General features: G+C 57.4%; 10 protein-coding genes. 1 reads left to right on the top strand and 9 read right to left on the bottom strand.

Going from position 1 to position 13,397, the window contains the following annotated elements; all coding sequences use genetic code 11:
* Window positions 1-32: 32 nt before the first annotated feature.
* Complete coding sequence (locus AO242_RS05060; RefSeq protein WP_099267918.1) at window positions 33-974, bottom strand: alpha/beta hydrolase; 942 nt, start codon at window positions 972-974, stop codon at window positions 33-35.
* Window positions 975-1,168: 194 nt separating this feature from the next.
* Here AO242_RS05060 and AO242_RS05055 point away from each other — a divergent pair, with 194 nt between their 5' ends.
* The gene (locus AO242_RS05055; protein WP_099267917.1) at window positions 1,169-3,556 is read left to right on the top strand and encodes a penicillin acylase family protein; all 2,388 of its coding nucleotides are present in this window, start codon (window positions 1,169-1,171) and stop codon (window positions 3,554-3,556) included.
* A 278-nt stretch (window positions 3,557-3,834) separates the two neighbouring features.
* Here AO242_RS05055 and AO242_RS05050 read toward each other — a convergent pair whose 3' ends face one another.
* The 8 genes from AO242_RS05050 to AO242_RS05015 all read right to left on the bottom strand — a co-directional run bounded on the left by AO242_RS05050 (window position 3,835) and on the right by AO242_RS05015 (window position 13,192).
* Window positions 3,835-4,719, bottom strand: coding sequence for an ABC transporter permease subunit (locus AO242_RS05050; protein ID WP_099267916.1), 885 nt, complete (start codon window positions 4,717-4,719; stop codon window positions 3,835-3,837).
* Window positions 4,716-5,636, bottom strand: coding sequence for an ABC transporter permease subunit (locus AO242_RS05045; RefSeq protein ID WP_099267915.1), 921 nt, complete (start codon window positions 5,634-5,636; stop codon window positions 4,716-4,718). Before AO242_RS05045 ends, AO242_RS05050 begins: the two co-directional genes overlap by 4 nt.
* On the bottom strand, window positions 5,633-6,775 hold the full coding sequence (gene potA, locus AO242_RS05040) for a polyamine ABC transporter ATP-binding protein (RefSeq protein ID WP_099267914.1): 1,143 nt from the start codon (window positions 6,773-6,775) through the stop codon (window positions 5,633-5,635). Before potA ends, AO242_RS05045 begins: the two co-directional genes overlap by 4 nt.
* Window positions 6,776-6,830: 55 nt before the next feature.
* Entirely contained in the window at window positions 6,831-7,925 is a 1,095-nt protein-coding gene (locus tag AO242_RS05035) for a polyamine ABC transporter substrate-binding protein (RefSeq protein WP_099267913.1), read from the bottom strand.
* A gap of 309 nt (window positions 7,926-8,234) precedes the next feature.
* The gene (locus tag AO242_RS05030; RefSeq protein WP_099267912.1) at window positions 8,235-9,332 is read right to left on the bottom strand and encodes a polyamine ABC transporter substrate-binding protein; all 1,098 of its coding nucleotides are present in this window, start codon (window positions 9,330-9,332) and stop codon (window positions 8,235-8,237) included.
* A 179-nt stretch (window positions 9,333-9,511) separates the two neighbouring features.
* A complete protein-coding gene (locus AO242_RS05025) occupies window positions 9,512-10,876 on the bottom strand; it encodes an aspartate aminotransferase family protein (protein ID WP_099267911.1) in 1,365 nt (454 codons plus the stop codon).
* Between the two features lie 146 nt (window positions 10,877-11,022).
* Window positions 11,023-12,381 (bottom strand): glutamine synthetase family protein, encoded by a 1,359-nt coding sequence (locus AO242_RS05020; RefSeq protein ID WP_095092632.1) that lies wholly within the window; start codon window positions 12,379-12,381, stop codon window positions 11,023-11,025.
* A 34-nt stretch (window positions 12,382-12,415) separates the two neighbouring features.
* Window positions 12,416-13,192, bottom strand: coding sequence for a gamma-glutamyl-gamma-aminobutyrate hydrolase family protein (locus AO242_RS05015; RefSeq protein WP_099267910.1), 777 nt, complete (start codon window positions 13,190-13,192; stop codon window positions 12,416-12,418).
* Between the last annotated feature and the right edge of the window lie 205 nt (window positions 13,193-13,397).

Raw genomic sequence — 13,397 nt, 5'->3', positions numbered from 1 at the left:
GACAAGACCCGCAGCTCTGTCGCGGAATAACATCAGCCCATCTGGCGGTCCAGAAACGCGAAATAAAGTGCGCGAATCTCAGGCGTTTCGTTCGCCAGATGATGGCGTGCATTGTCGATCATCAGCACTTTTGGCTCGGCAAATTTTTCGTTCAGCACCTTAAGGTTATGACGCCAGTCAACGGTCATGTCGGCGTCACCCTGGATAATGATCGGGCTGCGTGGGCTTGAAGGGGCGGACTCTATACGCTTGATCCAGCGCGCCAGTGCGCCGACCCAGGCAGTCGGCAAGCGACGTGGTTGCAAGGGGTCTGCCAACAGAAATGGTAGAAACGCCGGGGCGTTGGAGTTTTCGGTGAAGCGCCGGGCGATACCCGTGACGAAGGGATTGAGCAGGTGATAACTCAGCTTTGACCAACCCCACGCCCGAGGCCTGACCAACGGCGCAAGCAGAATGACCTGACCTTGAGCTGGACTCTCAACGCCATGATCAAGCAGATGGTCGATCAGAATCGCAGCCCCCGTGCTTTGCCCGCAAAGGTGCCAGGGCGCAGGCAACTGCAATCCGCTGGCCTCCTCGAACAAGCGTTGCAGGACGGCCTGATACTCGGCGAAGTCATTGATGCTGGCCCGCGGACCGCTGGACAGGCCGTGCCCCGGCAAATCACACGAGATCACTGCAAAACCCTTGCTCAGCGCCCATTCGATCACATGCCGAAACAAGCCCATGTGGTCATAAAACCCATGCATGAAAAACAAAGTGGCCACGGGGCTATCCGGGATCCAGACCTGCCCGACAACCTCATAACCACCCACATCCATTCTGCCCAGCCAGGTGCGCAGTGGACGCTCCAGACCCAACCTGTCCAGCACGTAAAATTGCTGGTACGCCAAACCCTCGGCAGACAGCGGCTGGGCAGCGCTCAGCGGTTGCAGACTGTTGCGCAGGGCATCGGGGTCGAACGTGGCAGACATGGGTTTTCCGGAAGGACGATAAACAGTGCACGGATATTCAGCTGTATCCCCGAACATCGCAAGCCGGACTCGGCCAAACACCTGCAAATGGCTCTCACAGGATTGCATTCAAATGTGAATCGATACGTCTAGCCATCCAACATGCCTTCCAATATGCCTACAATCGCGACTTGTCGCCTTATCTGAGAAGCCGGATGAAACGCAGCCTGTCTATCCTTGTATTCATCATCGCCCTCGTCATTGGCGCGAGCGCATGGTATCTGCACAGCAAGCAACCACAGCGTGACGGCGAGCTATCCCTCGCTCACCTCCAGGCGCCAGTCAGCGTGCGTTATGACGAGCGCGGCGTGCCGCATATTCGCGCCGAGAACGAAGCTGATCTGTATCGCGCACTGGGTTATGTGCAGGCTCAGGACCGACTGTTCCAGATGGAAATGATGCGTCGCCTGGCCCGGGGCGAACTGGCTGAAGTGCTGGGCCCAAAACTGGTCGCGACGGACAAGCTATTCCGCAGCCTGCGTATTCGTGAGCACGCCGACGACTATGTCGCCCGCCACGACAAGAACACACCGACCTGGAAAGCGCTGCAAGCCTACCTTGACGGCATCAACCAGTATCAGGACAGCCACGCCAAACCGCTGGAGTTCGACCTGCTGGGCATCCCCAAACGACCGTTCACCGCCGAAGACACCCTGAGCGTCGGCGGTTACATGGCCTACAGCTTTGCCGCAGCCTTTCGTACCGAGCCTTTGCTGACCTATGTGCGTGACGAACTGGGTGCCGACTACCTGAAAGTCTTCGACCTCGACTGGCAGCCACAGGGCGTTCTTGATCAGCCAGCCAGGCTTTCAAGCAGCGACTGGAAAAGCCTCAATCAGCTCGCTTACCTGAGCAGTCAGGCGCTTGAACAAGCGGGTTTACCTCAGTTCGAAGGCAGTAATGCATGGGCCGTTTCCGGCACCAGAACCAAAAGCGGCAAACCATTACTGGCGGGCGATCCGCACATCCGTTTCTCGGTGCCAGCGGTGTGGTACGAAGCGCACCTGTCCGCGCCGGGCTTTGAGCTGTACGGCCATCATCAGGCGCTCAACCCTTTCGCGTCCCTGGGCAACAACATGGACTTCGGCTGGAGCCTGACCATGTTCCAGAACGATGACCTGGACCTGATCGCCGAGAAGACCAATCCGGAAAATCCCAATCAAGTCTGGTATCACGGGCGGTGGGTCGACATGACCACCACCGAACAACAGATTGCGGTCAAAGGCGAAGCACCGGTCACGCTGACGCTGCGCAGGTCGCCTCACGGCCCTATCGTCAACGACGTAATGGGCGTCACCGCGAGCACCACGCCGGTTGCCATGTGGTGGTCATTCCTGGAGTCGGAGAACCCGATTCTGGAAGGCTTCTACGAAGTAAACCGCGCCGATACGCTGGATAAAATGCGCGCCGCGGCAGAGAAAATTCAGGCACCGGGACTGAACATCGTCTGGGCCAATGCCAAAGGCGATATCGGCTGGTGGGCCGCGGCTCAGTTGCCGATCCGTCCGGAAGGGGTCAACCCGAACTACATTCTCGATGGCAGCACTGAGCAAGCCGACAAGCTGGGCTTTTACCCCTTCAGCGCCAACCCTCAGGAAGAAAACCCCGCGCGCGGCTACATCGTATCGGCCAACTTCCAGCCACTTTCGCCCACCGGCATGCAAATCCCTGGTTACTACAACCTGGCTGATCGCGGCCAACAGCTGAACCGACAGCTGAGTGATGCCTCGGTGAAATGGGATCTGGACAACAGCAAAGCGCTGCAACTGGGCACGAAAACTGATTATGCCAATCGGGTTTTACAGCCTTTGCTTCCGGTCCTCCGCGAAGTAGTCAGTGACCCGGAAGAGAAAGCGCTGGTAGAACGACTGGCCAACTGGAAAGGCGACTATGGGGTTGATTCGGTGGGCGCCACGCTGTTTAACCAGTTCCTCTTCGACCTGAGCGAAGAGGTCTTCCACGATGAGCTGGGCGATGGTCTCTTCGAAACGCTGCTATCAACGAGGGTGATTGATGCTGTCCTGCCCCGCGTAGCCGCCGACGCCAGTTCGCCGTGGTGGAACAATCGTAATTCGCCGTTCGAAGAGAACCGCGCCAACACCGTCAAAGTCGCCTGGCACGCCACGGTGTCGCACTTGAAATCCACGTATGGGCTTAACGCGGACGAATGGCGTTGGGGCAAAGCACACACCCTGACCCACGCCCATCCGCTGGGCACGCAAAAGCCGCTGGATACGCTATTAAACGTCGGCCCGTTCGCGGCGCCAGGCACTCATGAAGTGCCGAACAATCTTTCGTCACGCATCGGACCTGCCCCTTGGCCAGTGACGTACGGCCCCTCAACCCGCCGCCTGATCGACTTCGCCGACCCGGCCCACGCACTCGGCATCAACCCCGTCGGGCAGAGCGGCGTGCTGTTCGACAAGCATTATTCGGATCAGGCACAGACCTACATCAACGGCGAATACGTGCCGCAGCATCTGAGCGAAGAGGATGTGGCGAAGAATGCCCAAGGCAGCTTGAGGTTGATGCCGGGTGGCTGATGCCCCACCCGGTAGGAGCGAACTTGTTCGCGAGGCGATGATCCTGCCTCAACAGTTAAACCGCCTCGCGAACAAGTTCGCTCCTACCGGAATTTACCTGACGCTTTAAACCGGCACAGACCTACATCAACGGCGAGTGCGTGCCGCAGCATTTAATTGAAGAGGATGCCAAGTGGCTGATGCCCCCGGCCCGGTAGGAGCGAACTTGTTCGCGAGGCGATTAGCCTGCCTAAACAGTTACACCGCTTCGCGAACAAGTTCGCTCCTACCGAGACGCTTTAAACCGGCGCAGCCGCGCGGCGTGGGTCGGGTTGTTTGTAGCTATCAGCCGCGCTTTCTTCGATGGCTTGCTGGATGGCTTTCTTGCGCTGTAGCTCGGCACGGCGGCTGAAGAACCAGACAAGGAAGGTCGCGCACGAAACGGCCAGCAGAATCAGGCTCGCGACGGCGTTGATTTCCGGCTTAACACCCAGGCGTACAGCGGAGAAGACTTCCATCGGCAAGGTCGTTGAACCCGGACCAGAGACAAAGCTCGCCAGAACCAGATCGTCCAGCGAAAGCGCAAAAGACATCATGGCCCCCGCCGCCAGCGAAGGCGCGATCATCGGGATGGTGATCAGGAAGAACACCTTCCAGGGCCGCGCACCAAGATCCATGGCAGCTTCTTCGATGGACAGGTCCAGCTCACGCAACCGTGCCGAAACCACCACGGCCACATAAGCCGCGCAGAACGTGGTGTGAGCGATCCAGATGGTGACGATGCCACGCTCTTGCGGCCAGCCGATCAACTGGGCCATGGCCACGAACAGCAGTAACAACGACAGACCGGTAATCACTTCAGGCATGACCAGCGGCGCTGTCACCAGCCCACCGAAAAACGTGCGGCCCTTGAAGCGCGTGATGCGGGTCAACACGAACGCTGCCATGGTACCCAGCGCTACCGCTGCAATCGCCGTGTAGGTGGCGATTTCCAGAGAGCGCATCACCGAGCCCATCAGTTGCGAGTTATCCAGCAGCCCGACATACCAGTGCACCGACCAGCCACCCCAGACCGTGACCAGTTTGGAGGCGTTGAACGAGTAGATGACCAGAATCACCATCGGTGCATAGATGAACAGCAGCCCAAGGACCAGCATCATGTTCGAGAATCGAAAGCCTCTCATGCCCTGCCCTCCAGCTCTTTGGCCTGACTGCGGTTGAACAGAATGATCGGCACGATCAGGATCAACAGCATGATCACCGCCAACGCCGAAGCCACCGGCCAGTCGCGGTTGTTGAAGAACTCTTGCCACAACACGCGGCCAATCATCAGGGTTTCCGGCCCACCCAGAAGCTCAGGAATAACAAATTCACCAACCACCGGAATGAACACCAGCATGCAACCCGCAATGACGCCGTTCTTGGACAGCGGCACGGTGATCTTCCAGAAGCTGTTGAAGGTGCTGGAACCCAGATCCGACGCCGCCTCAAGCAGGCTCATATCGTGTTTAACCAGGTTGGCGTACAGCGGCAGGATCATGAACGGCAGGTACGAATACCCCACGCCGATATAGACGGCCAGATTGGTATTGAGGATCTGCAACGGCTCGTCGATGAGGCCCAGCCACATCAGAAACGCATTGAGCAGCCCGTTATTGCTGAGGATGCCCATCCACGCGTACACCCGGATCAGAATCGCGGTCCAGGTCGGCATCATGATCAACAGCAACAGCACGGTTTGCAGTTCCTTGCGTGCGGTCGCAATGGCATAGGCCATCGGGAAGCCGATCAACAAGCACAGCAAGGTGCTGAAGAACGCCATTTTCAGCGAGCCCAGATACGCCGAAATGTACAGGTCATCGCCTGTCAGCAACGCGTAGTTGGCGAAGTTGAGGATGACCTCGAACTTCTGCTCGGCGTAGCTGAAGATTTCGGTGTAGGGCGGAATCGCCACGTCGGCTTCGGCAAAACTGATCTTGATGACGATCAGAAACGGCAGAGCAAAGAAAAGAAACAGCCAGAGGAACGGCGCTCCAATGACGAGCTGCCGGCCGTTGGGGGTTATCCGCCCCAGAGCACGCTTGATTTTGCGTATCTTCATGAGCGCAATACCACGCCGCTGTCGTCTTCCCACCAGACAAACACTTCATCGCCCCAGGTCGGTCGTGTGCCTTGGCGCTCGGCGTTGGCAACGAACGACTGCACCAGCTTGCCGCACGGCAGTTGCACGTAGAACACCGAATGGCCGCCCAGATACGCGATGTCGTGGACTTTGCCGCGCGACCAGTTGTATTCGAAGCTCGGCCGCTCTGTGGTGACCAGCAGTTTCTCCGGACGCAACGCGTAGGTGATGTGCTTGTCTTCCACCGAGGTCGTCACGCCGTGACCCACGTAGATATTGCGCTCCAGCTCGGGGCTGCGAATCAGGGCATGACCTTCCATGTCCTCGATCACTTCGCCTTCGAACAGGTTGACGTTACCAATGAATTCGCAGACCAGACGGCTGGTCGGGGTTTCGTAGATATCGATTGGGCTGCCGATTTGCGCGATCCAGCCCAGGTGCATGATCGCGATGCGCTCAGCCATGGTCATGGCTTCTTCCTGGTCGTGGGTCACCATCACGCAGGTCACGCCGACCCGCTCGATGATCTCCACCAGTTCCAGCTGCATCTGCGAGCGTAGTTTCTTGTCCAGCGCACCCATCGGCTCGTCGAGCAACAACAGCTTGGGTTTCTTCGCCAGAGACCGAGCCAGCGCCACCCGCTGACGTTGACCGCCAGACAACTGATGAGGCTTGCGACGCGCGTACTGGGTCATCTGCACCAGCTTGAGCATTTCAGCGACGCGCTCGGTGATTTCGGCTTTGGGCAGCTTGTCCTGCTGCAGGCCGAACGCGATGTTCTGCTCCACCGTCATGTGCGGAAACAGCGCGTAGGACTGGAACATCATGTTGATCGGACGCTCGTACGGCGGCATGTCGGTGATATCGACGCCATCGAGGAAGATCCGCCCTTCTGTTGGCCGCTCGAAACCGGCCAGCATGCGCAGCAGCGTTGACTTGCCGGAGCCGGAGCCACCCAGCAAGGCGAAAATCTCGCCCTTGTTGATTTGCAGGGACACGTCGTCCACGGCAATCGTCTCATCGAATTTCTTCGTGACCCGATCGATTTTGACCAGCACCTGCTTGGGTTGCTGATCGCCTTCGAGTGATTTCTTGTAGGCGCCGGAGGCAACTGCCATGGGTGAAACTCCCAACTGGTTTGCAGCCCGGTCTGCATGACCGGGCGCGAGGTCTTTATTTACCGGATTTGATTCGGGTCCAGCTACGCGTCATGACGCGCTGAATCTTCGGCGGCAACTCGGAATTGACGTACAGGCGCTCCTGCACTTCCTTGGACGGATAGACCGCCTCATCTGCGCGAATGTCCTTGTCCATGAATTCGTCGGAAGCCGGGTTCGGGTTGGCGTAACCCACTTCGTCACTCACTTGCGCGATGACTTTAGGCTCGAGCATGTAGTTGATGAATGCGTGGGCCTGCTTGGTATTTTTCGAGTCCGCAGGGATCGCCAGCATGTCGAACCACAGGTTGCCGCCCTCTTTCGGGATGCTGTAGGCGATGTTCACGCCCTTGCCTGCTTCCTCTGCCCGGGACTTGGCCTGGAACACATCGCCCGAGAAACCGGCCGCTACGCAGATATCGCCATTGGCCAGATCGGTGATGTATTTAGAGGAGTGGAAGTAGGTCACGTAAGGACGAATCTCCATCAGCTTGGCTTCGGCCTTTTTATAGTCGGCCTCGTTCGTGCTGTTGGGATTCAAGCCCAGATAATTGAGCATCGCCGGGAGCATTTCATCGGCAGAGTCGAGCATGGCTACGCCACAGCTCTGCAGCTTCTTGATGTTTTCAGGTTCGAACAGCACCGACCAGGAGTCGATCTTGTCGACACCCAACACCGCTTTGACCTTCTCGACGTTGTAACCGATGCCGTTGGTGCCCCACAGATACGGCACGGCGTACTGGTTACCCGGGTCGTTTTTCTCCAGACGCTTGAGCAGCGCCGGGTCGAGATTCTTGTAGTTCGGCAGCTGGCTCTTGTCGAGCTTCTGGAACGCGCCTGCTTTGATCTGCTTGCCGAGGAAGTGGTTGGACGGCACAACAACGTCATAGCCCGTGCGGCCCGCAAGCAGCTTGGCTTCCAGGGTTTCATTGGAGTCGAACACGTCGTACATCGGCTTGATGCCGGTGGTTTTTTGGAAGTCTTCGAGGGTGGTTTTGCCGATGTAATCGGACCAGTTATAAATATGCACGGTGGGTGCGGCGTGCGCTGCGACGGTAGCTGTCAGGGTGGCGGCGGCGAGCATGGATTTGGCAAATAAAGAAATAGACACGTGAACAATCCTTTTTGAGGTGGGGTCTGGTGCCCGTGTCGGAGAGTTGAGCAGATCAGGTCGGAAAAATCCGGGGGCGCAACTTACCGTTGTTGACCGCGTATCGCAAAAAAACTTTATGTGACAGCCGTTTGGCTTGAACCCGTAGGACCGGCTTTACCCGGGAGAGCGGCATTCCTGACGCTAAATATGCAGCGCATGTAATTCCCCTCTCCCGGCTAAAGCCAGTCCTACAGGTATCCTGTATGCCGCAGGACAGCGCGGTGCCAGAACACCACGCCATCCCAACAGGGTTTCCATCAACCGGGATTATTTACCCGACTTAATCTTGGTCCAGCTGCGGGTCATGATCCGCTGGGTGGCGGCTGGCAAGTCAGCGATGGCGTAAAGCTTGGCAAGCACATCAGCAGGTGGGTAAACACCCGGGTCGCTGGTGATGTCTTTATCGACCAGGGCCGTTGCCGCCGAGTTACCGTTCGGGAAGCGCACTTCGTTGGTGATCTCGGCCATGATTTCCGGCTGCAGCAGGAAGTTCATGAACTTGTAGGCACCGTCGACGTTTTCCGCGTCTTTAGGGATTGCCACCATGTCGTAAAAGCTGCCAGCACCTTCTTTCGGAATGTTGTAGCTGACTTTCACCTTGCCACCGGCTTCTTCAGCACGGGATTTGGCCTGATAGATATCGCCCGAGTAACCCACGGCTACGCAGATGTTGCCGTTGGCCAGGTCGGAGATGTACTTGGAGGAGTGGAAGTAACCAATCGAAGGGCGAATTTTCAGGAACAGCGCTTCGGCTTCAGCCAGCTGTTTCTTGTCCTGGCTGTCGGTTGGATAACCGAGGTAGTGCAGGGCAATCGGCAGCATTTCGGTTGGCGAATCGAGGAAGCTGATGCCACAGGATTTCAGCTTGGCGGCGTTCTCTGGTTTGAACAGCAAGTCCCAGGAATTGACCGGAGCGTCGGCACCCAGTGCAGCTTTGACTTTGTCCGGGTTGATGCCGATACCGATCGAACCCCACATGTATGGGAAGGCGTGCTTGTTATCCGGGTCGCTGACCGACACGGCTTTGAGCAGGTCGGTGTTCAGGTTTTTGTAGTTGGACAGCTTGGACTTGTCCAGCGGCTGATAAACCCCGGCTTTGATCTGCTTGGCAAGGAAGTTGTTCGACGGCACGACGATGTCGTAACCGGACTTGCCGGCAAGCAATTTGGCTTCCAGGGTTTCGTTGCTGTCGAACACGTCGTAGACGACTTTGATGCCCGACTCTTTTTCGAATTTGGAGATGGTGTCCTTGGCGATGTAATCGGACCAGTTGTACACGTGCAGCACTTTATCGTCGGCCTGCGCAGCGGCGGCCACGACACCCATGAGGGACAAAGCGAGGAGGGTCTTGCCAAATTTCTTCATGTGTACAACTCCAGTGTTATTAGGTAGCGGCTTCTAGCCATTAGTCTGGCAATTTCGTGACCCGAGTGACAAGTCTGATGCACCGGTAGGAGCGAACTTGTTCGCGAAGCGTTCAGACCAAGACCCATCAGCGCCTGACAAATCGCTTCGCCAACAAGTTGCCTGCTACCGATTCGCGCCTAACCTTGCAGCTCAGCCAACGTCAGATCCAGGCACTTGCGGGCCTTCTCGACCAACTCATCAATTTCCGCAAAGCTGATCACCAACGGTGGCGCGATTATCATGGTGTCGCCTACAGCCCGCATAATCAGGCCATTGTTGAAGCAGAAGGTTCGACAAATCATGCCAGCCCCTTTGCCGGTGTAACGCTCGCGGGTTGTCTTGTCCTTGACCAGCTCAATAGCCCCCAAAAGGCCCACACCACGGACCTCACCTACCAGCGGATGATCGCTCAGCTCACGCAGACGTTTCTGCAAGTATGGTGCCGTTTCCGCATTGACGCGTTCGACGATTTTCTCTTCGCGCAGGATGCGAATATTCTCCAGCGCTACAGCCGCTGCGACCGGATGGCCGGAGTAGGTAAAGCCGTGATTGAAGTCGCCGCCTTCGTTGAGCACAGCCACCACTTCGTCACGCACGATCAGCCCGCCCATAGGGATGTAACCCGAAGTCAGGCCTTTGGCGATGGTCATCATGTCCGGCTTGAGGCCGTAGAAGTCGCTACCAAACCACTCACCCGTACGGCCAAACCCACAGATCACTTCGTCGGCGACGAACAGGATGTCGTACTTGTCGAGGATCTCTTTGATCTTCGGCCAGTAGCTGTCAGGCGGCACGATAACCCCGCCCGCGCCCTGAATTGGCTCGGCAATAAACGCACCGACGTTGTCCACACCCAGTTCGAGAATTTTCTTCTCCAGTTGCTCGGCAGCCCAGATACCGAACTCGTCCGGCGTCATGTCACCGCCTTCACCGAACCAGTACGGCTGCGGGATGTGCACGATGCCCGGGATCGGCAAGTCGCCCTGCTCGTGCATGTAGGTCATGCCACCCAGGCTAGCGCCCGCCACCGTAGAGCCGTGATAACCATTGACCCGGCTGATGATGGTTTTCTTGTTCGGCTGGCCTTTGATTGCCCAATAGTGGCGAACCATGCGCAACATGGTGTCGTTGCCTTCCGAGCCGGAACCGGTGAAGAACACATGGTTCATGCCCTCAGGGGCGATTTCGGAGATGACTTTGGCCAACTCCAGCACCGGCGGGTGAGCAGTCATGAAGAACAGGTTGTAGTACGGCAGCTCGCGCATCTGTTTAGCAGCAGCATCGGCCAGTTCTTCGCGGCCATAACCGATGGCGACACACCACAGGCCGGACATGCCATCGAGGATCTTGTTGCCCTCGCTGTCCCACAGATAAACCCCGCTGGAACGGGTGATGATCCGAGGGCCAACCTCTTTGAGTTGCTTGTAATCGCTGAACGGGGCCAGGTGATGCTCACTGCTCAAGGCCTGCCATTCAAGGGTTTGCGGGTTCCTGGAACTCATTACACAACTCCATATGCTTTTAGCGCGCGACGTTCAACGCCATGCCGCGTAGGACCGGCTTCAGCCGGGAGGACGCCGGTGAATCCAATATATTTTCCGGATCAGGCGGCCCCTTCCCGGCTAAAGCCGGTCCTACGGGGCTGACATCAAACCGCAAACAACAGGAACTCGCGTTCCCACGAACTGATCACGCGTTTGAAATTTTCGTGCTCCGCACGTTTGACCGCGACGTAGCCCTTGATGAATTTCTCACCCAGGTATTTCTCGACGGTCTTGCTGTTTTCCATACGCTCCAGTGCATCTTCAATGGTCAGCGGCAGACGCAGATTGCGCCGCTCGTAACCACGGCCGACGACCGGAGCACTTGGGTTGATGTGTTCAACCATGCCAATAAAGCCACACAGCAGACTCGCGGCAATCGCCAGATAAGGGTTGGCGTCGGCACCGGGCAAGCGGTTCTCCACACGACGGTTCTGTGGACCCGCATCCGGAACACGCAAGCCAACCGTACGATTTTCTTCGCCCCACTCAACGTTTACCGGTGCCGAAGTATCGGGCAGGAAGCGACGGAACGAGTTGACGTTGGGCGCGAACAGCGGCAACAGCTCGGGAATCAGCTTCTGCAAGCCGCCGATGTGCTGCAGGAACAGCTCGCTCATGGTCCCGTCTTCATTGGAGAAGATGTTCTTGCCGGTCTTGATGTCGATGATGCTCTGGTGCAAATGCATGGCGCTGCCAGGCTCGCCCGTCATCGGCTTGGCCATAAACGTCGCTGCGACATCGTGCTTGAGGGCCGCTTCGCGCATGGTGCGCTTGAACACCAGAATCTGATCGGCCAGCGACAAGGCGTCACCGTGACGGAAATTGATTTCCATCTGCGCCGTGCCGTCTTCATGGATCAGCGTATCCAGGTCAAGGTTCTGCAGCTCGCACCAGTCGTAGACATCTTCGAACAGCGGATCGAACTCGTTGGCTGCTTCGATGGAGAACGACTGACGACCCGTCTCAGGACGCCCGGAGCGCCCGACTGGCGGCTGCAACGGGTAGTCGGGGTCATCGCTGCGTTTGGTCAGGTAAAACTCCATCTCCGGCGCAACAATGGGCTGCCAGCCTTGATCCGTGTAGAGCTTGAGGACTTTCTTCAAGACGTTACGCGGCGACAGCTCAATGGGGTTGCCCTGCTTGTCGTAGGTGTCATGGATGACCTGCGCGGTGGGCTCGATGGCCCAGGGCACTACATAAACCGCGTTGGCATCCGGACGGCAGAACATGTCGATGTCTGCCGGGTCGAGCAATTCGTAATAGATGTCGTCTTCGACGTAGTCACCGGTCACCGTCTGCAGCAATACGCTCTCCGGCAAGCGCATGCCCTTTTCGGCAATGAATTTGTTGGTGGGAGAAATCTTGCCGCGAGTGATCCCGGTCAGGTCGGCAATCATGCATTCGACTTCGGTGATCTTGTGTTCTTTCAACCAATCGGTGAGCTGGTCGAGGTTGGTACTCATAAATACCTCAGGTGGTCAGAGTCCTGATCGCGAATCAGGCGTTATTTGACGCATCGGCGTCGCGTTGTAGTGCTCGTTTACGGCAGGCATCGCCAAACGCCTGGAAGATGACAAGGTAATCAGGGTTCGCTGTAACTTGCCACTCGGGATGCCATTGCACGCCCAGCGCAAAGCCTGGACTGTCCTGGACCGAGACGGCCTCGATCAAGCCATCGGGCGCGAGGACCTCAACCCGCAGATCAGGTGCCAGACGCTCGATACCTTGTCCATGAATCGAATTGACGCGGATTTCACTCGCCAACCCCAATGCATCCAGTACACCACCCTGCTGAACGCGCATGGAATGACTCGGCGCGTACTGGACTTCTACCGGTTCATTGTCGGGTTCACGATGATCCATGAAGCCTTCAGTTTCATGGACGCGCTGATGCAGGCTGCCACCAAACGCCACATTCATTTCCTGAAAACCGCGGCAAATGCCTAAAACCGGAACACCGGCTGCCACGGCAGCACGAATAAGCGGTAAGGTGGTGCGGTCGCGTTCGGGATCATGAGCAGTACCCGGCGCACTGGCTGGGCCACTATAGTGGTAGGGTTCGACATTGGAAGGCGAACCGGTAAACAGCAGTCCATCGAGACTGGAAAGAATGTCGGCGGTGTCCAGCAAGGGGCCAAGTGAAGGCAGAATCAACGGCATGCCCCTGGCAGCCACTGCTATCGCGCGGACATACTTGTCGCCAGAAACATGATAAGCATGATGACCGATCTGCTTGGTGCAGGCGGTGACGCCGATCAAGGGCAGGCGTGACATGGGACCCCCGTGTTGTTGCTGTTCTGGGTTGCAATCGAGCTTAGCCTTGTTCGTTTTTTTACACAACAGTCCTCTGGAAATCGAACAGGCACCGTGAAAGCCCCGTAATCCGTAGCCTTCCGCTGTTAAATACTTGCCCTGAATTGCGGCAAAAACGGCCTTTTTGCGCCCTTTCGGGGCAAGGGAAGGCTCTATTGACTTCATC

The organism is Pseudomonas sp. ICMP 561, from assembly GCF_002699985.1.
GTDB classification, from domain to species: domain Bacteria; phylum Pseudomonadota; class Gammaproteobacteria; order Pseudomonadales; family Pseudomonadaceae; genus Aquipseudomonas; species Aquipseudomonas quasicaspiana.
The sequence above is the reverse complement of the archived record's forward strand: the minus strand, read 5'-3'. Positions and strand labels throughout refer to the sequence as shown.

Bases quoted from the DNA above. Each gene is read 5' to 3' on its own strand.
- AO242_RS05060 (WP_099267918.1), bottom strand. From the start codon at position 974: ATGTCTGCCACGTTCGACCCCGATGCCCTGCGCAACAGTCTGCAACCG.
- AO242_RS05055 (WP_099267917.1), top strand. From the start codon at position 1,169: ATGAAACGCAGCCTGTCTATCCTTGTATTCATCATCGCCCTCGTCATT.
- AO242_RS05050 (WP_099267916.1), bottom strand. From the start codon at position 4,719: ATGAGAGGCTTTCGATTCTCGAACATGATGCTGGTCCTTGGGCTGCTG.
- AO242_RS05045 (WP_099267915.1), bottom strand. From the start codon at position 5,636: ATGAAGATACGCAAAATCAAGCGTGCTCTGGGGCGGATAACCCCCAAC.
- potA (WP_099267914.1), bottom strand. From the start codon at position 6,775: ATGGCAGTTGCCTCCGGCGCCTACAAGAAATCACTCGAAGGCGATCAG.
- AO242_RS05030 (WP_099267912.1), bottom strand. From the start codon at position 9,332: ATGAAGAAATTTGGCAAGACCCTCCTCGCTTTGTCCCTCATGGGTGTC.
- AO242_RS05025 (WP_099267911.1), bottom strand. From the start codon at position 10,876: ATGAGTTCCAGGAACCCGCAAACCCTTGAATGGCAGGCCTTGAGCAGT.
- AO242_RS05020 (WP_095092632.1), bottom strand. From the start codon at position 12,381: ATGAGTACCAACCTCGACCAGCTCACCGATTGGTTGAAAGAACACAAG.
- AO242_RS05015 (WP_099267910.1), bottom strand. From the start codon at position 13,192: ATGTCACGCCTGCCCTTGATCGGCGTCACCGCCTGCACCAAGCAGATC.